The organism is Undibacterium sp. Xuan67W (assembly GCF_049340165.1).
Classification (GTDB): domain Bacteria; phylum Pseudomonadota; class Gammaproteobacteria; order Burkholderiales; family Burkholderiaceae_D; genus Undibacterium.
In genome coordinates, this window is sequence record NZ_JBMPPN010000032.1 from 1 (window position 1) to 23,501 (window position 23,501).

A 23,501-nucleotide genomic window follows, 5' to 3' on the forward strand; every position below is an offset into this window, starting at 1 on the left:
ATTACATCGAAGTGTTCTACAATCGCAAACGGCGACATAGTCATTTGAATCAGATGAGTCCCCTAGCTTTCGAGCAACAACAATTTGGAAGTTAAGAGTTGTCTACGAAATTAGGGGAAGTCCAAACCACCTATTCCACCGTCACGGACTTAGCCAAATTCCGCGGCTTATCTACATCCGTCCCCCTTGCCAGCGCCGTGTGATACGCCAGCAATTGCAATGGCACCGTATGCAAGATCGGTGACAGCATGCCGTAGTGTTCTGGCAGGCGGATGACGTGTACGCCTTCGCTTGGTGTGATGCGGGAGTCGGCGTCGGCGAATACGTAGAGTTCGCCGCCGCGGGCGCGGACTTCTTGCATGTTTGATTTGAGTTTTTCGATCAGTGCGTCTTTTGGTGCAACGGTGACGACCGGCATTTCTTTGGTGACGAGCGCGAGCGGACCGTGTTTGAGTTCGCCTGCAGGGTAGGCTTCTGCGTGGATGTAGGAGATTTCTTTGAGCTTGAGCGCGCCTTCTAACGCGATTGGGTAGTGCAGGCCGCGACCCAGGAAGAGGGCGTTTTCTTTGCGGGCGAATTCTTCTGCCCAGGCGATGATTTGCGGCTCTAGCGCGAGGACTGCGGCGATGGCTACGGGCAGATGGCGCAGTGCTTTGATGTGTTCGGCTTCTTGCTCGTCACTGAGGCGACCTTTGCTCTGGGCCAGTGTCAGCGCGAGTAAAAATAGCGCGGCCAGTTGCGTCGTAAATGCTTTGGTGGAGGCAACGCCGACTTCGACGCCAGCGCGTGTGATGTAGGCGAGCGCGCATTCGCGCACCATGGCGCTGGTGCTGACGTTGCAGATGGTGAGGCTGTGCGGCATGCCTAGTTCGCGTGCGTGTTTGAGTGCAGCGAGGGTGTCGGCGGTTTCGCCACTTTGTGAAATAGTGACGACCAGGCTGTTGGGATTGGGCACGCTGTCGCGGTAGCGATATTCGCTGGCGATCTCGACATTGACCGGGATTTTGGCGATCGATTCTATCCAGTATTTAGCTGTCATGCCGGCGTAATAGCTGGTGCCGCAGGCGAGGATCAGGACGTTGTCGATTTGTTTGAAAACGCCAAAGGCTTTGTCGCCAAACAGTTCTGGCATGATGCCGGTCACGCCTTCGAGCGTGTCGCCGAGTGCGCGTGGTTGCTCGAAAATTTCTTTTTGCATGTAGTGGCGATACGGGCCGAGTTCGGCTGCGCCGGTATGGGCGTGGACGGTACGTACTTCTCGTTGCACTTGCTTGCCTGCTGCATCGATGATCCAGACGCGTTGCAATTGCAGATCGACGACGTCGCCTTCTTCCAGATAAATAATCTGATCGGTAGTACCTGCCAATGCCATGGCATCGGACGCGAGGAAATTCTCGCCTTGGCCGACGCCGACGATCAGCGGTGAACCCTGACGTGCGCCGACGACGCGATGCGGTTCGTCACGGCAAAATACGGCAATCGCAAAAGCGCCGGTCAGACGTTTGACGGCGATCTGGACTGTCTCAAACAAATCGCCGTTATATAAATGATCGACCAGATGCGCGATGACTTCGGTATCGGTCTGGCTCTCAAAGACATAACCGCCAGCAGTCAGCTCAGCGCGCAATTCTTCGTGGTTTTCGATAATGCCGTTGTGAACCAGTGCAATGCGTGCATTGTCGCCATCGCGTGAAAAATGCGGATGCGCATTGGCAGATGAAGGCGCGCCGTGGGTTGCCCAGCGGGTGTGCGCAATACCGGTAAAGCCGGCCAGACCAGTTTGTTCAACTTGTGCCTGCAATTCGGCGACGCGAGAGGTGCTGCGTGAGCGTTGCAGATGACCGTCGACATGCAGCGCCACGCCGCAAGAATCATAGCCGCGGTATTCGAGGCGCTTTAAGCCTTCGAGCAAGATAGGAGTGATATTGCGTTGCGCTACTGCGCCGACGATGCCGCACATAATGACCTCTGATTAAAAATGTTGATCGAGACGAAGAGTCGAAATTTACTGATGAGCTGAATATAATTGCAAAATTACTAATCTTCTGAATTTTTATCATCGTAAGTCATATCGTATGAAATTAACTGTCAAAATTATGAATAATTTGAATTAAAATGAATATGCAATATCGATATGAAATTTTATTTCAATAAATACCTATTTGTGGCGAATTATGCCGGATCAAAACACGCCTACGCTCTTGGATGAGCTAGATAAACGCATACTTCAACAGTTGCAGTCGGATGCCTCACTGAGTAATCAGGCCTTGGCAGAGCGGGTGCATGCTTCGGCGCCGACTTGTCTGCGCAGGGTCAAGCGCTTGATTGACGAGGGTGTCATTGCCCGCCAGGTCGCGATTTTATCGCCAGAAAAAATCGGACTCGGACTGACCGCGATTGTAGAAATCACCCTGGACAATCAGGCCAGCGAGCAGTTGGTCGCGTTTGAAAAATGGGTGGGGCAAGAGCCAGCGGTGCAGCAATGTTATCGGGTGTCGCCGGGACCGGATTTTGTGCTGATGATACAGGTGGCGGATATGGCGGCCTATCATGTGCTCGCGCATCGCTTGTTTGCGGGGCAGGCGAATGTGCGGAACGTGCGGAGTTTTTTTTCTATACTGCGCAGCAAATTTGAGACAAGGATGGTGTTATAAGCTCTCCCCTCATCAGCTTTTTATCAGCGTGGCCTGATGCTTTCTTTTAATATCGCTGGCGGGTAATAGTGTTGAAAGCCTCTCCAGACCGCGCCGGATTTTGCTGCACGTTCTAGAATGTCTTTTAGCGCCGCTTTGTCCTCTGCGCTGAGTGATGTTTTTGATATATACACGCCGCTGTCCCCCCCACGGTAGTTCATTGATCGGCTCGAATCGCAATTTCTCCAGCATATCCTGTACCCGACCATCTGACATGATCACACCCGCAAGGATGGATGGCGCCATAATAACCACATCAACGACCCCAGATTTTAGTATTCTTGCTACCGATAGGGGATCAGCTTCCATTGCTAACCGCCCTTGTTTGCCTAGCTCTTTCAACAGATCCAGATAGGCCGGACCATAATCATAGCCTCGTACTGCTGCTACTTTGATATCTCGCCGGTCTAATAATTCTTGTGCGGTTTTAATCGGAAGGCGGGTAGGATCGATTGAAATCAGCGTCGCACGGTTGTATACGAGTGGGATAAATATGCCGAACTCATCGCGCCTTGGTGTTTTACTTGCTGGGATAAGCAGATCAGCTTTACCAGTTTCAAACATCAATTCAAGACGTGCTCTCGGTACAGGGGTTAAGACAAAGGTGCAGCCTTCCTTAATGCTACGAAGAATATCCGGATAAATACCTCCAATGACGTCACCGTTGATTGTCACACTTTGACCTGTTGCAGAGACGGGCACGTTAACAGTTCTGGAGCAATCTGCCGCATGTGAAACATGGCTGCCAGCGCCAAGAACGAGGGCGGCGATCAGAGGGAGTCCAGGCAGAAATCGTTGGCGCATCGGCAGCAGCTTTAATGTGAAGTAATGCAAAAATAACGTAAAAGATACCTTAAAACTTGTTCAGAAGTTTGTTAACTTTCGTCAAGTGTCTGTAGTCCTGTACAAGATGAACCTATTGTATCTATGGTTCGCGGCTATCCCGAAGCAGGTTTTCGGCGGAAATAATTTCTATATATCGGTATCCTAAGCAAATAATGCCGCGCTCAACCAGGCGCTTTAATTCTTTCGATAAAGTCTGTCGTGTAATTCCCAGCATCATGGCCAGCGCCTCTTGCGAGACTGGTACCCGCGGCCTGGCATTGCTAGATAGCGAGGCGTCGCCATGTGCGAACAGCAGGAGGCGACGTGCAATCCGACCACGGGTTGAGCGCAAGGTCGCATCCTCGACTATCCCATACAGCAGGCGTATCCTGCCCGCCAGCATCTGTGCAATCGCTTGTGAAAATGCGGTTTTTTGCATCAGTGTCTGGAACACATTATTGGGCAATACCAGTATCTCAGCCTCACCCAGCGCCGTCGCGTCATGGGTGCGCGGCTGATGATCTATCAGCGAGATTTCGCCAAACCAGGTGCCGCTTTCCAGCACGACCAGGATCGCCTCTTTGCCATCCTCGCTCAGTGTGGACATTTTTAAGGTGCCGCTCAGCAGAGCATAAAAACCACCCGGCGCATCGCCCTGCCTGAACAGCATTTCGCCGGGGCGCAGCCGTAATAACTCGGCAGCATTGAGCATGACTTTTCTGTCTCGCAGAGGGAGAGAGCCAAACCAGGGATGGGCAGACAGGTCGCTCATCAGATCGAGATGGGATTTCATTGGTGGTGCTAACGGTAAGAAAAGTTAAATTGTAAAAAATTTGACAGTTGTTAGTGTAACGTGGCTGTAAGGTGTATGCACAATACGAAACCGAAACGGTTCAAAAAACATCCTTATCCACGGAGTGAGACACATGGCAAATCACGCAAATTTTGTCCGCATGCAGGACAGTACCCAGCAGGACTGGCAAGTTATCGGCGCCGAGTTTATGCAGTTTTCTAAAGCGCTGCCTGAGCGCGTCATCCGGCATCTGCAAATCTTGCAAGGTGATTACGGTGGCTTTCCGATCGACCGGTATACCCATTCATTACAGACCGCCACCCGTGCCTGGCGCGACGGGCGCGATGATGAATATGTGGTGTGCGCCTTGCTGCACGACATCGGCGATACGCTGGGATCCTTCAATCATCCGGATATTGCTGCGGCGATTCTCAAGCCTTTTGTGGCTGAGGAGAATCTGTGGATGGTGCAGCATCATGGGATTTTTCAGGGGCATTACTTCTTCCATCACATCGGCATGGACAGGGATATGCGGGAGCAATTTCGAGGCCATGCGCATTTTGACCGGACTGCTGAGTTCTGCGAGCTGTATGACAATCCGGCGTTTGATGCGAATGCCGAGACGCTGCCGATCAGCGAATTCGAGCCGATGCTTGGACGTGTTCTGGCGCGGCCACGCAATACGATTTACAAAGTAGCGTTGCAAGATTAGTCTGAATACATTATTTCAAACCTTGTTCGTTCCTATTTAATTTCTATCAATTCCATCAGGAGACACAATGCATATTCCCTCAGTCAAAGACCAGGTTAGCGCCGAAGAATGGCAAATCCGCGTTGACCTTGCTGCCTGCTACCGACTGGTTGCCATGTATGGCTGGAGCGATCTGGTGTTCACCCATATCAGTGCGCGTATCCCCGGCCCTGAGCATCATTTTCTGATCAATCCTTATGGCTTGATGTTTGATGAAATCACCGCTTCATCACTGGTCAAAGTTGATCAGCAATGCAACAAGATCATCGATAGTCCTTTCCCAGTTAACCCTGCCGGTTTTGTGATTCACAGTGCGGTGCATGAGGCCCGGGACGATGTGCAATGTGTCTTGCACACGCACACCCGCGCCGGAGTTGCTGTCAGCGCGCAAAAATGCGGTGTCCTGCCGATTTCGCAGCAATCGACCTTTGTACTTGCCTCGCTGGCTTATCATGAGTATGAGGGCGTGGCGTTTCGGGATGAAGAAAAACCGCGTCTGCAAGCTGACATGGGGCACGCAAATTTTCTGATGCTGCGCAATCACGGTTTGCTGGTTGCGGGTAAATCGATTGCCGACGCGTTCCTGTCGATGTACACCTTCGAAGCAACTTGCCAGATCCAGCTGGCGGCGCAGGCGGGCGGTGAATTGACGCAGGTAAACCCGCTGATCGTCAAAGGCGTAGCAGAAGCGATGCGAGTACAGACCGGTGGGCTTGGCGGTGCCTTTGTCTGGCCGTCGCTGATACGCAAAATCGACCGCGCTGATGAAAGCTACAAATTATGAGCGTGCAACGCAGGGTCATCATCATTACGGGCGCTTCTGACGGGATCGGCGCAGAAGTTGCCCGCCAGCTTGCGCTTAGCGGTGGCAGTCAGTTAGCTCTGGTGCTGGCAGCGCGTAATACCGACATGCTGGACGCCGTTGCCGCGACTTGTCAGCAATCCGGTTGCTCCACGCTGGTGGTGCAAACCGATGTTGGTGTGCAAGCCCAATGCATTGCTTTGGTTGAAAAGACCGTCGCGCAATTTGGACGGATTGATGCGCTGATTAATAACGCAGGCAAGTCGGCGCAAGCCTTGTTGGAGGACGTCAAGGATCTCGGCTGGTACGAGGATCTGATGCGCATCAACCTTTGGGGCAGTGTCTGGTGTACTCATGCAGCGCTGCCGCACATCAAGGCGGCACGCGGGAATATCGTGGCGGTTTCGTCACTGGCCGGACTGATGGGTGTGCCAGGGCGTACCGCGTATTGCACGACCAAGTTTGCGATGAATGGATTTTTTGAGGCGTTACGTGTCGAGGTCAAAGACGCAGGCGTATCTGTCACGCTGGCTTATCCAGGCGTGGTCGCGACGCAAATCCGCTATCGTGGTTATAACGCCGCAGGTGTTGCCGCCGGTAGCAGCGGGCTGAAGGAAGATGACGCGATGTCGGTCGAAGAATGTGCAGGTTTGATCATCAAAGGCATGGAGCAAAGACAGCGCGATGTCGTCATGTCCGCCAAAGGTAAACTAGGTCGCTGGTTGAAGTTGTTAGCACCGGGGCTGGTCGAAAAAATGACGATGGCGGCACTGAAAAAAGAAGTCCGGCCGCATTAAAAGAGAAGACACCGGATGCATGATGTATCCGGTGTCAGGCCCTAGCGAACTATCTGTATTAATTGCCTGAATCAGTCCCCACGGTCTTATTGACTGACCTGTACTTTGCGCCCATTCAGAGGTTGTACCGGACGCGCATTCATTCGATACAATTTTTTGAATTGTGCCAGTTGTGTCTTGGAAATTTCAACCGGTGTTTTCAACACTTGCCAGCGAACTTCTTCGCTGCATGGTGGCGTTGTCAGCGAACCCATAAAAGCGTAGTACGTAGCATCAGCTGGCAACATATCGCTTGGATTGAGCATACCGTCGAGTGCTGTTTTATCGCCTTCTTTGGCCGGCAAGGTGTTAAAGACTGATTTCAATGCGGTATTTTCTTTGCCTAGTTTGAACAACACGGCAACGACGGCTAATTTACCATCGACGTTTTTGTGTACCAGATGAGCGACCAGAGGGTAGGCTTTGCCGTTAATACGTTCTTCGCTCGGTGTGTGAAAGTGAAATTGTAGCAATTGGTAATCGACGCCATCAAAACTCGCTTTACCGGCAGCGGGTAAATTAACCTGGATCGTATGACCGTTATTGATGACTTCTGCAGCGCCAGCGCTGTAGGCAAAGCCGATGGCCGGTAGTGCTGCTTTTTCTGCTGATTTGGTCAAAATATTAATCGGTGACTGGACTTTGCCAAGTTTGCACGTAGCAAAATTCTGATCAAGTTCTGCCCAGTGCCGGGCGTCATGAGACCCGGTGTAGCTCCAGTGCGCGGGACCGTCTGCATAGGCATGTGACAGTAATGTGGCTCCTAATAAGCCTGCTATCCAATAGCGCTTCATCTTAATTTCTCCCTTGTTGTACAAAAAATGAAATGGTTTGACGATACCCCTGAGTCACGGGACTACACGGATGCGGCATATTATATGGGCAACCGCAGGTAAGCTTGTCACGTATTAATTTCGGTCGTCAATCGGTAATTGTCAATTTTAGTGATCAACTTTCAAGCGGCATATCAAATACAAATGGGGTAGGGGTGGCTAGATGGCGTATGGCTTTTCAGAAAATAAAAAAACGGCATACTTGTTACAAGTATGCCGCCTTTTACTAACTGCCTGTGCTTAGAAACGGTGTTGAATGCCCACAGTCGCTGCATTTTGGGATGAACCAAAACCTGCATCATCACGGGATACGCCGACCAGTTTATTGTTAGACGCTTTGGCATAAGCGCCGGCAATGTACAAGTCTGTGCGCTTGGACAAGGCATAGCGCGCACGGACCACAGCCATACGCGGATCAGCATCGGTACCTGCTGGCAGGTTCTTGATATCCTGATAGTAGTACACGCCTGTCAGTATCCATTCTGGTGTCAGTTGGTAATTCACGCCAGCCCAGAACAAATCGCTGCGCAGGTCGGTTGCACCGGATGCCAGTGTCTTTTTGTAATTGCGATAGGCGAGGAACAATTTCGCTGCATCGATCTGATATGAGCCTGCCAGATGGATTGTCTTTGCTTTATCAATATTGCCGTTCGTTGCCGGCGCGCCGTTAACCTGGTCATACACTGCGACGGCGGAGAATGGACCGCTCGTCATGCTGGCAGCCAGAGAGTACTTAGCGCTGGCCGTCGTATCGCCAGCAACTTCGCCCAGACCATAAGTCGCACCGACTTTAAAACCATCGCCATCAAACTGATATTTGATCATGTTGGATGTGCCGGTCAGCATACCGTCTTTACGTGCGCCAGTTGTACCGGCAGAGGTTGCCCATGAATATTGCGGCGCATAGCCCATCGGGTCAAATGGCAAGATGAAATCATACGACGTGCTGTAAGAACGACCGGCAACAACGCGACCGAAATCACCTTGCAAGCCAACATTCGCCTGACGGCCAAAGATATCGCCATCTGCTGCGCCAGTATCTAGGATCACGCCGCTTTCTAATTGCCAGACCGTTTTCAGTCCGCCGCCCAGATCTTCTGTGCCGCGAAAGCCAAGGCGTGACGTGTTCATGCCGCCGCTGTTGACCTTGAAGACACTAGATTTGGACGCATCGGAGTTGTTCGTGTAACCGATATTGGCATCGATCAAACCATAAATGGTGACATTGCTTTGCGCTGATGCCGCGCTTGCCGCGAACGCCAGAATGGCGATACTGACGGCTTGGAAAATGGCCTTACGTTTCATATGAGGAGTCTCCTGATAATTATGAGTGACAAACCGGTGAGTGATGCCGAACTTGCTGAAGTGCTATGACTGCGATGACAACGATGTCTTACGATGTGACTAGTCGCGGATGTCTAATCTCCCTCTGGATAAGTAGGGCGTCAGACGTCGGGTTCAGCAAGGATGTACGCGTCTTAGTTATAGTTTCTAATGTGCGACAGTCAAGGCAAATGGTAGCGATCACAAGCTTTCAGTTTGCTTTCGAAGGGGCCAGGTGGTCCGGCTTGCGGGCGTGGAAACAACAGAGATGTTGCTGCTTTGCGGTAATTCTTTGAGTGAACGCTAGGTTGGTGAAACGGTAATTTGTTAATTTTTATAAAGTAGTGCAGGCAGTTTTCTGTTGAATTCTGATTATTTTTCCGTCTCAGGTTTCCATTCTGCGGCCAGTCGTTTGGCGTCCGCGATTTGCTCTTTGCTCATTTTACGCTCGGCATACTGGCGATAAAACACCGCATCATTGTAGCTACCTGCCAGTGTGAACCATTTATAAGCTTCGACATAATCGAGTTTGACGCCATTCCCTTTGAAATACATCTGGCCAATATTGTATTGCGCGCTGGCGTTACCCTGATCGGCCGCTTGCTGAAAGTAGTATAAGGCCATGCGGAAATCCTGCCGCGCACCGATGCCACTCGCATAGATCACGCCTAGACTATATTGTGCATCGGCATAGCCCGCTTCAGCAGCTTTTTTATACCATGAGATTGCCTGACCATAATTCTGTGTGACGCCTAAACCTTTGGCGTACATACGCCCCAGATTCACTTGTGCCCGGACATTGTCTTGCTCTGCCGATTCCAGATACAGCGCCATCGCTTTTTTATAATCGCGCTGCGTGCCTTCTCCGTTCACATACATCATGCCGAGATTAAATTGCGCATCGGCATTGCCCTTGGCGGCTGCTTTGCTAAAGGCGGCAAAAGCGGCGACGTAGTGTTCATCTTCGTAAAAAGCGACGCCGTCCTCAAAATCACCCGCTAGAGCAAGCTGGCCGCTGAGGCTGGCAATGTACAGCAGAGCAAAAAACTGAAAAAACGTCCGGACAACTGATCTCATGGCGGGCTCACGAAAAAAACGAAAGAATCGCACTGGTGTGGCAATGCTAATAGTATGGCAGTGACAGCGATGATGCAAAAACCGGACAAGATATGGCAGGCACTTATGCACTTTATCAGACCATAATCTGCGCCGGTACACCTGTCAATACACCTCATAATTAAATATACTCACCTCTAGTATATTTCAACGCACCAATTAAACAATGCGGGTAAGCCTGTTTTTGATAAAAAATAGGGGGAGTATATGACTCCCCCAGTGTGCTGATGCCTTGATGGCGACTAGGTATTTCTTAAGCTTATGCCTAACTTAATGTCTAACTTGATGTCTAATTTAATACCGAATTTTAATGGTCAATTTTACTTCTTGATTTTGACCGGACGCTGCCAGTTGTCGATGGTGACTTGTCTGGCGCGGGACACCGTCAATTTGCCTTCCGGCGCATCTTTGGTCAACGTTGTGCCTGCTCCCAGAGTCGCACCTTTGCCGACGCGGACCGGTGCCACCAGTTGCGTATCGCTACCGATGAAGGCGTCATCTTCAATGATGGTGCGGGATTTGTTCACGCCGTCGTAATTGCAGGTGATGGTACCGGCACCGATATTCACGCGACTGCCGATAGTGGCATCGCCGATGTAAGCCAGATGATTCGCCTTACTGTGCGCTGCGACCTGGCTGTTTTTGACTTCGACAAAATTCCCGATATGCACGTCTTCTGCCAAGCTTGTGCCCGGACGCAGGCGTGCATAAGGACCGATCTGCGATTGCGCGCCGACAGTTGCATCCTCAATGTGGCAAAACGCCTTGATCACAGTACCGGCAGCAATATGCGCATCCTTGATCACGCAATGCGCGGCAATCTGCACGCCGTCTTCGATGCTGACTTTGCCTTCAAATACGCAGCCGACATCAATCGTTACATCGCGTCCGCATGTCAGGCTGCCTCGGATATCGATGCGGTTTGGATCCAGCAGTGTGACGCCTTGCTCCAGTAATTTTTGCGCCAGATTACGCTGATAGATGCGCTCCAGTTCGGCCAGCTGGACTTTGCTGTTCACGCCCAGCGTCTCCCAGACAGCATCGGGCTGTGCTGACACCACGGGCACGCCGTCTGCCACGGCACGCGCCACGATGTCGGTCAGGTAGTATTCGCCTTGCGCATTATTGTTCGACAGCGTCGTCAGCCACTGTTTAAGCTGCGCTGTCGGCGCGATGATGATGCCGGTATTGATCTCGGTAATCGCTTTCTCTGACTCGCTCGCATCTTTTTGCTCGACGATACGAACGATCTTGTCACCCTCACGCACGATACGACCCAGCCCCGTCGGATCGGCCATCTCTGCGGTGAGAATCGCCAGTTTGTCCTGGCCCGCCGCCGCAATCAGCCGCTGCAAACTCGCGCTCGTGGTCAGCGGCACATCGCCATACAAGACCAGCGTCGGCACGCTCTCATCCAGCACCGGCACCGCCTGTGCGACTGCATGCCCTGTGCCGAGCTGCGGCTCTTGTTTTGCAAAGCGTAAATCATCCGCCGCAATCCCCGCAGGTACCTGATCGCCGCCATGCCCATAGATCACACAGATATTGCTGGCCTGACCGTCATTCGTGAGGCTACGCGCTGTATCAATCACATGCGACAACAAAGGTTTGCCTGCCAGGGGATGCAAGACCTTAGGCAGAGCAGATTGCATGCGCTTGCCCATACCGGCGGCGAGAATAACGACGTTCATGGAAATTCCTGTGGGGTGATAGTGTGATGTTGAAATTTTAACATGAGGTGGTCGTGTTGGCTAATTGGCGTATCGATGCGAAGTGATGTTTTGCAGACGCAATTTGCCTAGCGCATTGTGCTGTATAGGTGGCGGAGAATTACTTTTGTCTGTTTTTTTGAGATTGCCGGCCGCGGGTAGCCCGGCGGCTACTTACTTTTCTTGCTTCGCCAAAAAAAGTAAGCAAAAGAAGGCGACCGCACAGTCCTACCCTACGGGTTCAGGAGCGGGCTCCTGAACAATTTAGGCATCCTAAAAAATGGGAAGTATCCGAAACTCGCTGCGCTCAGACAGCGGACACTTCTGATCCATTTTCTAGAATGCACAAATTGCTGCGCCAAAGCGGGATGAGCAACTCAGAGCTAGCGGTAATTTGAAAAAGAATCACACCTTCAATGTCCATGCGGTTGACGGGTCACTTTTATGCTGCAAGACTTATATAGATAAAGGGTTAAGCAAAGCCAGTTAGAACCGCGCATAAAATTCCGAAGCTGAAGCACAACCGCTTGAAAAAGTTTTGCAGATAAAAGCTTCAATATACTTAAGTACCGATTTAAGTATCGTCCTTTAGTGTATCTAAATATAGTTCAGGAGGAGCCCAAGAAAAAATGCTCACACACTCATTTATGCCTGTGATCAAATATTCGTTGAATTCTCTTCCATAACCACTAACGAACCCAGTTCGCAGACGCTCTTGATCAAACCAACCGCCCTCAATTATTTGAAATATCCAACCACTAGAGGTAGAACACACTGGCCAGAACTCTAACAGATCACCTTCGTCGAGAACTCTAAATCCATAGACGTATTGAAAGAGCACGCGGACAGTTCGAGTTTCTCTTGTAAATTGCGAAGTGATTTCTAAGCGTCCAGATTTATATTCAATATCAGTAATCTCACTGTGTCCTTGAAATTTATAACCTGTATCAATAGTGACAACCTTCATCTGGATTTGAGCCCCATAGCTAGTTAAGAACCTTCCCTGAACCGTCGAGGAATAATCTTCGCCGCCACTTCACTCGCTCCAAATTCAGGTCAAACACCCCTCTAAATCTGCAACCAATTCCCTTTAAACACAATCGGCCCAGTCGGTTTGTCAGGATTGCCCGAGCCGCCTTTTGGTTCTAATGTTACTGCCAGCAGCGGTGTCGCTTCTGCATTCATGTACTCAGGCATAGGCAGGGTGATGCTGCCGTTGTCGGCGACCAGGCCTAGGGATTTGACTTTGCCTTCTTTGCTGACTGCCCACAGTTCCAGGCTCTTGTCGGCGGCGATGTTCTGGGCGGTAACGATGCGCACTACGAGTTGCTTGCGTTTGGTGTCGCCGGTGATGACGGCGATGGGTTGCGCTTTGTCGTCGGACAGCGTGGCGACGTAGTTGCTGGTCGGTGGTAGCACCTGATCCGGCTGTTTCGACATCAGTACCGAGACCAGCACCACTGCGGCAGTGGTAGAGACCATGCCGAGGCCGCGCCAGAAGGCGAGATCTTCGCGCAGGTTGCGCCAGTAGGCCCAGCGTTCGCTGAGGGACGATGATGTTGTTGTGAGTCCCAGACGTTTTTCCAGGGCGTGCCAGACGCTGGAGGAGGGCTGCGCTTTTTTGGCGAATTCGGCCATGGGCAAGAGGTTGCTTTCCCATTGGCGCACGACTTGTTGCAGGTGGGCGTCGCGGGTCAGCCAGCTTTCAAAACGGCGACGTGCGCCACCGCGCAGGGTGCCTAGTACGTATTCGGCCGCCAACTTTTGTTGCAGGTTGGGCTTGTTCTGGATATTCATGCTAACTCCATTTTGCCAAGGCAGGTGCGCAGCTTGTCTAATCCGCGGCGTATCCATGTCTTGACGGTGCCCATCGGTAATTTCATCTGTTCGGCGACTTCGCTATGTGACAGGTCGTGATAAAACGCCAGCGCCATGGCCTGACGATGCAAGCCTTCCAGCCGCGACATGCAGGACGCGAGCGCCTGGGCGTCTTGCGTCATTTCTAGTGATTGTATCGTGGTGAGTTCGCCGCTTTCCAGTGCGTGCACGACATCCATATCGAAGTTATCCGCGTCAATTTCTACGTCATGATCGAGTCTGCGTAACAGGTCAAAGGCGCGGTTGCGCACGATGGTTGTCATCCAGGTCATGGGCGCGGCCAGACTTGACTGGTAACTGCCGGCATTGTTCCAGATGTTGACAAAACTCTCTTGCAATACTTCTTCCGCCAGTTCGCGCTTAACTAATATACGCAGCGCGAAGCCAAACAGTTTCGGCGAAGTTGCTTCGTAGAGCGATTTAAATGCCGCAGCGTCCTTGCGCGCTACGCCAGCCAGCCAGATATGGAGCTGGCCTGAGTCTAATTTGGTGGTGGGCAATTGAGAATCCGTTTCGTATGGAAATAGAGGAATTGGAGCAAATCATACGATAAGGCGCAGAAATTTGTTATCCAGTCACCAAGGATTGTTCAATTATTCCTTATTGCGCAACAATTCATTGTGTTTTGTCGTCTTTATTGATTGATCCAGCTTGTATAGACTTGCTTCATCGATGAGCACGACACCGCAGTAAAAGTAGCAAACAGTGCGCGACTCACCGAGGCAGAACATAGGGACTGTGTCCCGCTGCCTAGAGTCATCAACCTAATTTATCGGAGAATTATCATGAATGCGAAACAATTAATTGCTGCTGTTGCCCTGATCACTGCTGGTGTTACTACTGGTTCTACTGCATTTGCAGGCGACTATCAAGTCGGTGGCGAAGCGTATGTTAGCTTCCCTATCCCTAGCATGACGAAATAGACTGCTGAAGTACGCGCTGAGTTGGTTCAGGCTCGTGCCGAAGGTCAAAAAGTCGGTGGCGAGTCGTACACAACGATCGCAACCAGCAATGCGACTAACGGTAAAACACGCTCAGAAGTGCTGGCAGAATTGAGCCAGGCACGTAACGACGGTCTGGCTGTCGGCGGCGAATCTTATGTCGCTTTTGCTCCTGCGACGCCAGCACGTGTTAGCGCCGATGCAGTACAAACTGCGAAAAGCAAATAATTTGTACTAGGTTGTATCGTTTGTTTGATGCCAGGTGCTTCATTGGCTTAGCTACTCGCTTAGTTACTTGCTTTATCCGTGAGTAAATAAACGGAGCAAAGAAGCAGGGAAGCAAAGATGTAAATAGCATCAAATAACAGCATCCAGTAAAAATGCCACCGTGAGGTGGCATTTTTACTGGATGACCGCTTAGCGCATGCAAGCTGATGTCGCCAGATCTGGCGAACACACCGTTGATTGGCTATGTCATTAACGACGTAATTAGCTGCGTGTCAGCTTAGTCGTCATTACCAAAATGCAGAGAAATCACATTTTTGTCCGGCGTTGCACACGGTTCATCATCAAAGGCGATGTCGCCATCAGGATTGGCGACGCCATCGATTGTCAGATCCTTGAAGTTGAACAAATTCTTGTCCATCAGATGGGATGGCGCAACCGTGGACAGCGAAGAGAAAATACTTTCTACGCGACCCGGGTTGGTTTTTTCCCAGCCGCGCAGCATATTCTTGATCTGCTTGCGTTGCAGGTTTTCTTGCGAGCCGCATAAATCACATGGAATGATAGGGAAGCCCTTGACCTGCGCATAGCGTTCGGAATCGGCTTCTTTGACATAGGCCAGTGGACGGATCACGATGTGTTTGCCATCGTCAGATTGCAATTTCGCTGGCATACCTTTGAGCTTGCCGCCGAAAAACATATTCAGGAAAAAAGTTTCCAGGATGTCGTCACGATGGTGGCCGAGCGCAATCTTGGTCGCGCCGAGTTCATCGGCAACGCGGTACAAGATGCCGCGACGCAGGCGTGAACAGAGCGAGCAGGTCGTTTTGCCTTCGGGGATCAGGCGCTTGACGATGCTATAGGTATCCTGATTCTCGATGTGGTACGGAATGCCGAGTTGCTCCAGATACGCAGGCAGGATGTGATCCGGGAAGTTCGGTTGCTTCTGATCCAGATTGACGGCGATGATCTCAAAATTGATCGGAGCACGTTCACGCAATGTCATCAAAATATCCAGCATGGCATAGCTGTCCTTGCCGCCGGACAGACAGACCATAACCTTATCGCCTTCTTCTATCATATTAAAATCACCGATGGCCTGGCCGACCTGACGGCACAGGCGCTTGTGCAGCTTGTTGTTCTCGTAGGTGATTTTTTCTTGCGACTTCTGACTTGCCGTCACGTTAGTTTCAGTGACGGTGGTGTCGGGATCGGCAAAGCTGGTTTCTTGTACTTGCATGATGGTGCTTCAGTTTCTGTAATAAACAATAGAACAATACGGATAACAATAAGTCGATGTGGTGGAGTGAGCGATCAGATGTCCGCTTTAATCTGGAAGACTTCCACGCCGACGCCTTCGCAATCCGGATAGACATCCGGCTTCATCGTCGAGACACGGACTGCCCGTACACGCGGGTGTGTCAGCATGCGTTTGGCGACGTCGTCGCACAAGGTTTCTTGCAGATGTACGTGACCCTGTGCCATACGCTGGGCGATAGTCTCGCGGATGAAATCATAATCCACCACCTCGTCGAGATGATCGGCAGTCGGTGTGGACAAGGCCAGCGGGATATACAGATCCACATTGATGAGAACGCGCTGCTCGCCCTTTTTTTCAAAATCATGCACGCCGATATTGATCATGATTTCGTAGTTGCGCAAAAACAGGCGGCGGCAATCGGCGAGTTGTGGGTAGTGGAGGACAGATAACATAAGATGGTCGACTCAATCAAAGGGGTGGTAGGGTATTCGGTAGTGCGGTATCTGCCGTGACGACATACATGATGTCACGTGCTGACGGCAGCAGATGCTGGCCACCATCGACCGTAATCGTGGTGCCGGTCATTGCGGGCATCTCCGCAACGAAGCAAATCGTTTGTGCAATATCTTCCGGGGTGCTGGAGCGTCCCAACGGCGTGACCTGATGCGCCTGTGCAAAATCAGCCGCAGTCTGATGGCCCGATACCATTGTGATACCCGGTGACACGCCGACGACGCGCACCTTTGGCGCCAGCGCTTGCGCCAGTGTCGTGGTGGCGCATTGCAGGGCAGCTTTGGATAAGGTGTAGGACAAAAAATCAGGATTCAGGTTTTGCAGCTTTTGGTCCAGCAGATTAATCACGCAGCTTTGCTGACCGTCCGGTGTCGCTGCGTGCAAGGCCTTTGCCAGCAATAAAGGCGCGAGCAGATTTGCATGCATGTGCTTGTCCAGCGATCGTTGTGTGAGGCTGTCGATCTGGTCTTCTTCAAAAAGTGAGGCATTGTTGACGACGCAATGCACGCTGCCAAAGGCGGCGATCGCTCTTGGTAATAAAGCCTGAACCGCATTTTCATTGGCTAAATCACACTGCAGTGCAACCGAACGACGGCCCAGTGCCTTGATCTCGGCAACCAGCGTCAGCGCGTCTTCTTCTGATTGTCCGTAGTGGACAGCCACGTCCCAGCCACGCTGCGCTAACGTCAGTGCAATCGTGCGGCCGATGCGTTTTGCCGCGCCGGTCACGAGCGCGACACGTGGCTTTTCGCCGGTCGCTGTGTTGATTGCTGCGCCGGTGATTAAATTAGTCATGGAAATGCGTTTTCACTGGTTTCTCACTTATTGATCCTGTAATTGTCACCTGCAATGGCGACGATTTTTATACAATGCGGGTATGCGACTACCTCACTCTCCACGACCACCACTTTCACTTCCTGTTCCCGGTGACGATGCCCTAGCGGCGTCGCGGGCTTTACAGCAACTGATCAGCGAAGACATCAGGGCACAGGCGGGCTGGATCTCGTTTGCTCGATACATGGAGCTGGCGTTATATGCGCCGGATCTTGGATATTACAGCGGCGGTGCCGCAAAACTCGGTAAAGACGGTGATTTTACAACTGCACCAGAGATGTCACCGCTTTTTGGTGCGACTCTGGCGCAATTGGCGGGCGCTTTATTCGCGCAAACCAGTGCCAATGTGATGGAGTTCGGCGCAGGAACCGGGCGGCTGGCCTTCGATTTTTTGTCAGAATGTCAGGTGTCAGGCATTGCCGTTGAGCGCTATTTTATCGTGGAATTGTCCGGTGAGCTCAGAGCAAGGCAAGAAGATTTGCTGAAAAATTTCCCGCAAGTGCAATGGCTGCAACAAATGCCCGCCTCGTTCAGCGGCGTCGTACTGGGCAATGAAGTGCTCGACGCCATGCCAGTGCAACTGGTGTGCAAGACAGAGCAGGGCTGGCGCGAGGTCGGTGTCAGTCTGGCTGATGATCGGAACACTTCAGCGCCTGATACTTTAGCTCTTCATGCCTCGGCAACTGAGGCGGCGGCATCGACGGTAGCCTCTTTTGTCTGGAGCGAACGCGATTGTGATGCGGCGTTGATGGCGCAATTGCAGGCGCAGATTCCGGATCATGCAGAATTGCCTCTGGGTTATCTGACCGAATTGCATGCAGTCAGCAGCGGATTTATGCGCAGTCTGGCGGGAATGCTGACGGCAGGGGAAAAAAATTCGCAAGATTCGCAAGGATCCTTAGCCAACGCAGTAAATGCAGCAGAGGCCGAAGCAGTGCCGCCCGGTAGCGCAGCCGTTGCGATTTTGCTCGATTATGGTTTTCCGGCGCATGAGTATTATCTGGAGCAAAGAGCGCAAGGCACCTTGATGTGTCACTATCGGCATCACTCGCATCCTGATCCATTTTATTTGCCGGGTTTGCAAGATATTACCGCGCACGTTGACTTCACTGCGATGGCGTTGGCAGCGCAGGCCGGAGGGCTGGAGGTGCTGGCATATCTGAGTCAGGCGGGATTTTTGCTGGAAGCGGGGATTGCGCAACTCCTGATGCGCACACCGGCAGACGATCCCATGCAGTATTTGCCGCAGGCGAACGCCTTGCAAAAGCTGATTTCGCCAGCGGAGATGGGGGAATTGTTCAAAGTGCTGATCGTCGGCAGCAACGTAGAACTGGATCCGCAGTTATTGCGCCATGATCGCAGTCACCGGCTGTGATTCTTGATTGAATTATCTATACTCACCCTTAGTATATTTTAATGCACTAATGAATATAGGCGGAATGAGCCTTTTTTATCAAAACATAAGGGGAGTATATGAATAATGAGCGCACCATAGTCGTGAAGGCAGTCACATGATACGTTGGGTATTAACGATATTTCTGGCGCTGATTGTGTTCACTAGCTTGCTGCCCTGGCTGGAAAAATTAGGCATAGGACGCTTGCCAGGGGATCTTCGATTTAAGCTGTTTGGCCGGAATTTTTCATTTCCGTTTGCCTCGACGATTCTGCTCTCGCTGTTCGTTCTGTTGATTGCGCGTTTTCTGAAATGAGTTTGCGAAAAAATAACAACGTGGCATTTTGGTAAACAGTGACGCAAAAACTCTGCAATTTCTATTCACGATTTGCCTGAATCGGTTAAAGTTTTAGCATAATTGCGACGACACCTTAGTATTGACACTGGTTGACGTTGTTATGAAAACGAATTGCCTGAGACGGATGCAGCCTGAGCCTGATGTAGGCAAGCGCATTAATAATAGATGCAAATAACTAACATAAATAATAGGCATTACAGACATAACAGACCTTCATCATCATAATGGGACTGACACACAACTGCCTTTTACGTGGCGCATCTCCTCGCCGGACTCCTTGCACTGTCTTCGTCGATGCGCTTTGCGGAATCAATTTGCATCAGTTTTGTAATTAGCTCTGTAATGAGTTCTGTCAATAACGATATTCCCGAAAGTGCCCATGAGCGACCTGGCCGACATTAGAGCACTGCTCATTGAACCGCATGCAGGTATGCGTGTCAGTTTGCACAATATGCTGAATTTATGCGGTATCAATAAAATTGAACATGCCCTGACTGCGGGCACGGCGATTCGCACGATTCAAGCTAAAGTATTTGATCTGGTTTTATGTGAGTACGATCTTGGTGTCGGTCAAGACGGGCAGCAACTGCTCGAAGATGTTCGCCACCATAAACTCACGCCTCTCTCCACGATTTTTATCATGGTCACAGCTGAGCGTGCCTACGCCAAAGTGGTGAGCGCGGCAGAGCTGGCGCCATCTGATTATTTGCTCAAACCCTTTACCGCAGACATGTTGCTGGAGCGGGTGATGAAGGCGATTGAAAAACGTAAAGCCTTCGTCGAAGTTTATGGCCTGATGGAGCAGGGCGCGCTGGTCGAAGCTATCAATGCCTGTCATCACGGCGAACGGGATTTTCCGCGGTATCTGGTTGACTTCATGCGCTTACGCGCTGAGTTGCATGTGATCCTTGGCGAAGCTGCCGAAGCCGAAGAGCTTTACGCCGCGTTATTTGAAATGAAGGCCGTTGCCTGGGCTAAACTCGGTCTGGCAAAGACCTTATTTATGCAAGGTAAATACCAGGAAGCAGAGACGATTCTCAAGAATCTGGTCGCAGAGAACAGCAAGTATATGGACGCTTACGACTGGCTGGCCAAGACCCACGAAGCAATCGGCGAATTGCCAGAAGCGCAGACGGTATTGACTACCGCCGTCGGCGTATCACCGCATGCCGTACGCCGCTTGCGCAAGCTCGGAGAGATTGCCTTAGAGACCGGCGATGTGGCGACGGCCGAGTTGACCTTTAAAAAGGTTGTTGCGAAAGCTAAATTTTCAGAATTCCGTGACCCAGAAGATCATGTCAAGCTGGTCGATGCGTTGGTGAAAAAAGGCGATACCGAGCAAGCCAAATCCGTCATCCGTGACATGGAAAAAAATATGGTTGGCCTGAAGAAGACGGCTGCCTGCAGAGCAATTTCGGCCGCCAAAATTCATGCTTCGACGGGCGATGCCCGATTGACAGAAGAGCTGGGTGCTGCCGTTGCAGCTAGTAAAGAAAACATTGGTCTGTCCACCAATCTCAAGCTGGGATTGGCTAAAAGCTGCCTCGATAATAATCAGGAAGGTGAGGCCTCAGAGGTCATTCTTGATGTGATGCGCAATGCGACGAATCAGAAAGTTATGGCGCGTGCCCTAGGCGTATTTGAGAGTGCAGGCAAAGGACATCTCGGCAAGGAGCTAGCGCAACAAAGTCAAAAAGAAGTGATGGATCTGGTGGCGCAAGGTGTGCAAAAAGCCAAACAGGGCGATTTCCGTGGCTCAGTAGAATTGTTGACCACCGCAGCACGCAAGTCGCCGGACAATCCGCAGGTTGTGATGAATGCGGCACTGGCAACCCTGAAATGTCTGGAAAACCTGGGGTGGGATCATCAGATCGGCGAGCAGGCGAAACACTTGATTGAATCGGCACGCCGGCTCGATCCGATGAATCCGCGACTTAAAGCGATACAAGGTCTGTATGACGATCTGCAAAAGAAATATGGCATTAATGTGATGCGTAAAACTAAATAAGGTAGCCGTAATACAAAATCAAGAAACCTCTGGGGCAGATTTGCCCTAGTGGTCATGTTGATAGAAGCATGTCTATGCCAACAGAATACTTCCATAACAGTCAGCAGTTTCGCCAGCGAATTTATTCATGTCCAATGACACTTCGGTTTATTTAGGTCAGCATGCTCCCGAGTCGCCGCGTGACCGGCTGATGCGAAAAATCAGCGAGGATATGGCATTGCCGACGCTGGGTGCTGCGGTTGCCAAGGTGATTGAGATTACCTCCAGCGGTGAAGACTCGGTTTCCAAGCTCGCCCATTTTGTTTTGGCCGATGTTTCTTTGACGCAGAAAATTCTGCGGCTCTCCAACACCATCCATTACCGTACGGCTGCTGGCGTACCGGTTACGACCATCTCCAGAGCAATTTTTTTGCTGGGTTTTAACACCGTCAAAACCAGTGCGCTGGCAATGCTTCTGGTCGAATGTTTTAAAGATAAAAGCCAAGCGCAAAGTGTACGCAAGGAGCTCGTGCATGCTTTGTGTGCAAGTATCATCGGGCGTGAAATGGCGCAGCGCGGCAGGTATCAGGATGCAGAAGAAGCAGCAGTCGCGGCCTTGTTCAAAAACATCGGGCGCCTGTTGGTTGCCTCGTTCGATCATGTTCTTTTCGGTCGTATTGAGGCAATGTTGCTCAGTGGTCATGCCGATGCAGGGAATGCGGCAAACTTGCTGATGGGATGCAGCTACGACAGGCTGGGCGGTTTGGCTCTTCAGGAGTGGAAAATCCCCGAATCGATTGTTCAGTCGCTCGGCCCGCTGCCGATGGGCGAGCAAAAAAAAGCGACGCACCGCAACGAATGGTTAAAACAGGTTGCCAGCTTCAGCGACGAAGTGGCAGGACTGGTTCTGACAACGGGCAGCGATAATCTGAGCGAAACTTGTAAGCCACTGCTACTGAAGTTCGGCAAAGTTCTATAGCTCGATCAGCACAAACTCGACGAACTGTTAAGTAAAGTCATGCAAGAAACCCGGCAGCTTGCCGAGAGCATGGATATAGCCCTGCCTGCCGACGGTCAGACGGAGGATGCATTGACAGAGGACGAGGGAGTTCCTAGCGAATTTCTGTTAAAGACCTATGACTCTGAGCAGATGCAACAAGCTGAACGCTATGCCAGCGGTAAGCCTCACAATGCACGTGATCTCTTGCTGGCAGGTGTGCAGGATGTCACGCAGATGCTGGCATCAGATCAGATCAAGTTGAACGACATGATTTTGCTGGTACTGGAAACCTTGTATAGCAGTATGGGTTTTCGTTTTGCCACGGCTTGCCTGCGCGAGCTGCAAACCTCGCGTTATGTTGCCCGGGTGTCAGTCGGCGAATCCTATGCTGAGCGACAGCGAAGTTTTGTATTTCCGATGAAGAGTGAACAAGATGTCTTTCATTTGGCAATGAGTAATAACGTCGACCTGATGATTGCAGATGCGACCGTACCGAAGATACAAAAACTGCTACCCGCCTGGCACCACCAGCTCTTGCCTGATACCCGAAGCTTTACTCTGCGGTCATTAGCGTGGGTTTCGGTTGGTGCTGCTCAGCGCAACTTAGCGCTAGCCAGCATTGATCAACACTAAACAGCGTTAATCATGAATCAACACGAATGCCGACGGCCAGTTAAAATGATGGCTTGATTGACTTTGGGATGCATCATGTTGTTGACTACCTGGCTTACTTTTTTTTCGCGGCTTGTCTGATCGCGATTTCTCCCGGCTCTGGTGCTGTTCTGTCGATGTCGCATGGATTGTCGTACGGCGTCAAAAAATCCAGCGCTACAATTATGGGTTTGCAGGCTGGATTGTTGCTGATATTTGCTATCGCCGGTGCTGGCGTGGGTTCGATACTCATGGCTTCCGAGTTGGCGTTTAATGTCATCAAAACGGTGGGTGCTTTGTATTTAATTTACCTCGGTATTAGCCAGTGGCGCGCCAAGGTCGATGTAGCAGGCACCGAGATGGCGGCTGGCAATATAACGACGGCGAGTCTGGTAATACCGGATTGGCGCAAACGGTTTTTGATAGGGTTTTTTACTAATGCGACGAACCCGAAAGGCATTATTTTTATGGTCGCCGTGCTGCCACAATTTATTAGTCACGACGCGCCATTATTCCCGCAGCTTCTGATACTCGGTGTGACGATGTACGCAGTTGATCTGGTCGTGATGCACAGCTATGCATTTGCTGCGTCGTCGATGCAGCGATTTTTCCGTGATCCGCGTTTGTTAAAAAAGCAGAATCGCTTTTTCGGTGGCGTCTTGATGGCGATCGGCGCGGCTTTGTTTTTTGTAAAGCGTAGCCCGGGCACCTGATGCACTGATCACCGGGGCTGATGACATTGATTGTCAAAGACCCTGGTGATGATTTTTCCCTGAACT

The 23,501-nt window shown here is 51.2% G+C and carries 25 protein-coding genes and 1 pseudogene; 13 read left to right on the forward strand and 13 right to left on the reverse strand.

The genetic code is table 11. The features are described 5' to 3' along the window. Window positions 1–95, forward strand: a 95-nt coding sequence (locus ACO0LE_RS18945) for an IS3 family transposase (RefSeq protein WP_422961654.1), incomplete at its 5' end; no start/stop codon positions are given. A 35-nt stretch (window positions 96–130) separates the two neighbouring features. Here the strand turns inward: ACO0LE_RS18945 and glmS are convergent. Further along, window positions 131–1,960, reverse strand: coding sequence for a glutamine--fructose-6-phosphate transaminase (isomerizing) (gene glmS / locus ACO0LE_RS18950; protein WP_422961890.1), 1,830 nt, complete (start codon window positions 1,958–1,960; stop codon window positions 131–133). 214 nt (window positions 1,961–2,174) lie between these two features. Here glmS and ACO0LE_RS18955 point away from each other — a divergent pair, with 214 nt between their 5' ends. Next, on the forward strand, window positions 2,175–2,654 hold the full coding sequence (locus ACO0LE_RS18955; protein ID WP_422961891.1) for an Lrp/AsnC family transcriptional regulator: 480 nt from the start codon (window positions 2,175–2,177) through the stop codon (window positions 2,652–2,654). Window positions 2,655–2,666: 12 nt separating this feature from the next. Here the strand turns inward: ACO0LE_RS18955 and ACO0LE_RS18960 are convergent, their stop codons facing one another. Together ACO0LE_RS18960 and ACO0LE_RS18965 are read right to left on the reverse strand one after the other, a co-directional pair. Next, a complete protein-coding gene (locus tag ACO0LE_RS18960; protein WP_422961892.1) occupies window positions 2,667–3,497 on the reverse strand; it encodes a substrate-binding periplasmic protein in 831 nt (276 codons plus the stop codon). 121 nt (window positions 3,498–3,618) lie between these two features. Beyond that, on the reverse strand, window positions 3,619–4,311 hold the full coding sequence (locus tag ACO0LE_RS18965) for a Crp/Fnr family transcriptional regulator (protein ID WP_422961893.1): 693 nt from the start codon (window positions 4,309–4,311) through the stop codon (window positions 3,619–3,621). Between the two features lie 133 nt (window positions 4,312–4,444). Between ACO0LE_RS18965 and ACO0LE_RS18970 the strand changes: the two genes are divergently transcribed. The 3 genes from ACO0LE_RS18970 (at window position 4,445) to ACO0LE_RS18980 (ending at window position 6,661) form a co-directional block, all read left to right on the forward strand. Then, window positions 4,445–5,023: an HD domain-containing protein gene (locus ACO0LE_RS18970; RefSeq protein ID WP_422961894.1), complete on the forward strand. Its 579-nt coding sequence runs from the start codon at window positions 4,445–4,447 to the stop codon at window positions 5,021–5,023. A 67-nt stretch (window positions 5,024–5,090) separates the two neighbouring features. Then, the gene (locus ACO0LE_RS18975) at window positions 5,091–5,846 is read left to right on the forward strand and encodes a class II aldolase/adducin family protein (protein WP_422961895.1); all 756 of its coding nucleotides are present in this window, start codon (window positions 5,091–5,093) and stop codon (window positions 5,844–5,846) included. Further along, complete coding sequence (locus ACO0LE_RS18980) at window positions 5,843–6,661, forward strand: SDR family oxidoreductase (RefSeq protein ID WP_422961896.1); 819 nt, start codon at window positions 5,843–5,845, stop codon at window positions 6,659–6,661. Before ACO0LE_RS18975 ends, ACO0LE_RS18980 begins: the two co-directional genes overlap by 4 nt. 86 nt (window positions 6,662–6,747) lie before the next feature. Here ACO0LE_RS18980 and ACO0LE_RS18985 read toward each other — a convergent pair whose 3' ends face one another. The 7 genes from ACO0LE_RS18985 to ACO0LE_RS19015 form a co-directional block, all read right to left on the reverse strand. Then, a complete protein-coding gene (locus ACO0LE_RS18985; protein WP_422961897.1) occupies window positions 6,748–7,494 on the reverse strand; it encodes a carbonic anhydrase in 747 nt (248 codons plus the stop codon). 279 nt (window positions 7,495–7,773) lie between these two features. Beyond that, on the reverse strand, window positions 7,774–8,838 hold the full coding sequence (locus tag ACO0LE_RS18990; protein ID WP_422961898.1) for a porin: 1,065 nt from the start codon (window positions 8,836–8,838) through the stop codon (window positions 7,774–7,776). A 390-nt stretch (window positions 8,839–9,228) separates the two neighbouring features. Beyond that, window positions 9,229–9,933 (reverse strand): tetratricopeptide repeat protein, encoded by a 705-nt coding sequence (locus ACO0LE_RS18995; protein WP_422961899.1) that lies wholly within the window; start codon window positions 9,931–9,933, stop codon window positions 9,229–9,231. Between the two features lie 359 nt (window positions 9,934–10,292). After that, complete coding sequence (glmU, locus tag ACO0LE_RS19000; protein WP_422961900.1) at window positions 10,293–11,663, reverse strand: bifunctional UDP-N-acetylglucosamine diphosphorylase/glucosamine-1-phosphate N-acetyltransferase GlmU; 1,371 nt, start codon at window positions 11,661–11,663, stop codon at window positions 10,293–10,295. A 592-nt stretch (window positions 11,664–12,255) separates the two neighbouring features. Further along, window positions 12,256–12,648, reverse strand: coding sequence for a hypothetical protein (locus ACO0LE_RS19005; protein WP_422961902.1), 393 nt, complete (start codon window positions 12,646–12,648; stop codon window positions 12,256–12,258). A gap of 101 nt (window positions 12,649–12,749) precedes the next feature. Beyond that, the gene (locus ACO0LE_RS19010; protein ID WP_422961903.1) at window positions 12,750–13,535 is read right to left on the reverse strand and encodes an anti-sigma factor; all 786 of its coding nucleotides are present in this window, start codon (window positions 13,533–13,535) and stop codon (window positions 12,750–12,752) included. Beyond that, complete coding sequence (locus tag ACO0LE_RS19015; RefSeq protein ID WP_422961904.1) at window positions 13,475–14,059, reverse strand: sigma-70 family RNA polymerase sigma factor; 585 nt, start codon at window positions 14,057–14,059, stop codon at window positions 13,475–13,477. The genes ACO0LE_RS19010 and ACO0LE_RS19015 overlap by 61 nt, the downstream gene beginning before the upstream one ends. Window positions 14,060–14,344: 285 nt before the next feature. On the opposite strand from ACO0LE_RS19015, the gene ACO0LE_RS19020 reads away from it, so the two are divergent. Further along, window positions 14,345–14,482: a hypothetical protein gene (locus ACO0LE_RS19020; RefSeq protein ID WP_422961905.1), complete on the forward strand. Its 138-nt coding sequence runs from the start codon at window positions 14,345–14,347 to the stop codon at window positions 14,480–14,482. Window positions 14,483–14,503: 21 nt separating this feature from the next. Further along, window positions 14,504–14,728 carry a DUF4148 domain-containing protein gene (locus ACO0LE_RS19025; RefSeq protein ID WP_422961906.1) on the forward strand — a complete coding sequence of 75 codons (225 nt, stop codon included), beginning with the start codon at window positions 14,504–14,506 and terminating at the stop codon, window positions 14,726–14,728. A gap of 277 nt (window positions 14,729–15,005) precedes the next feature. Here the strand turns inward: ACO0LE_RS19025 and ttcA are convergent, their stop codons facing one another. From ttcA to ACO0LE_RS19040, 3 genes are all read right to left on the reverse strand, one after another. Next, window positions 15,006–15,965, reverse strand: a complete 960-nt coding sequence (gene ttcA, locus ACO0LE_RS19030) for a tRNA 2-thiocytidine(32) synthetase TtcA (protein WP_422961907.1) — start codon at window positions 15,963–15,965, stop codon at window positions 15,006–15,008. Window positions 15,966–16,039: 74 nt separating this feature from the next. Next, window positions 16,040–16,438 (reverse strand): dihydroneopterin aldolase, encoded by a 399-nt coding sequence (locus ACO0LE_RS19035; protein ID WP_422961908.1) that lies wholly within the window; start codon window positions 16,436–16,438, stop codon window positions 16,040–16,042. A 16-nt stretch (window positions 16,439–16,454) separates the two neighbouring features. Beyond that, window positions 16,455–17,294, reverse strand: coding sequence for an SDR family oxidoreductase (locus ACO0LE_RS19040; protein ID WP_422961909.1), 840 nt, complete (start codon window positions 17,292–17,294; stop codon window positions 16,455–16,457). A gap of 82 nt (window positions 17,295–17,376) precedes the next feature. Between ACO0LE_RS19040 and ACO0LE_RS19045 the strand changes: the two genes are divergently transcribed. The 6 genes and pseudogenes from ACO0LE_RS19045 to ACO0LE_RS19070 all read left to right on the forward strand — a co-directional run bounded on the left by ACO0LE_RS19045 (window position 17,377) and on the right by ACO0LE_RS19070 (window position 23,435). Then, a complete protein-coding gene (locus ACO0LE_RS19045; RefSeq protein ID WP_422961910.1) occupies window positions 17,377–18,708 on the forward strand; it encodes a class I SAM-dependent methyltransferase in 1,332 nt (443 codons plus the stop codon). Window positions 18,709–18,844: 136 nt separating this feature from the next. Beyond that, window positions 18,845–19,042, forward strand: coding sequence for a DUF2905 domain-containing protein (locus ACO0LE_RS19050; RefSeq protein WP_422961911.1), 198 nt, complete (start codon window positions 18,845–18,847; stop codon window positions 19,040–19,042). A gap of 421 nt (window positions 19,043–19,463) precedes the next feature. After that, entirely contained in the window at window positions 19,464–21,092 is a 1,629-nt protein-coding gene (locus tag ACO0LE_RS19055; RefSeq protein WP_422961912.1) for a tetratricopeptide repeat protein, read from the forward strand. A 127-nt stretch (window positions 21,093–21,219) separates the two neighbouring features. Then, on the forward strand, window positions 21,220–22,050 hold the full coding sequence (locus ACO0LE_RS19060; protein WP_422961913.1) for an HDOD domain-containing protein: 831 nt from the start codon (window positions 21,220–21,222) through the stop codon (window positions 22,048–22,050). A 39-nt stretch (window positions 22,051–22,089) separates the two neighbouring features. After that, a complete protein-coding gene (locus ACO0LE_RS19065) occupies window positions 22,090–22,704 on the forward strand; it encodes a hypothetical protein (RefSeq protein ID WP_422961914.1) in 615 nt (204 codons plus the stop codon). Between the two features lie 75 nt (window positions 22,705–22,779). Next, window positions 22,780–23,435 (forward strand): annotated as a pseudogene (locus ACO0LE_RS19070) (LysE family transporter). The last annotated feature ends 66 nt before the right edge of the window (window positions 23,436–23,501 follow it).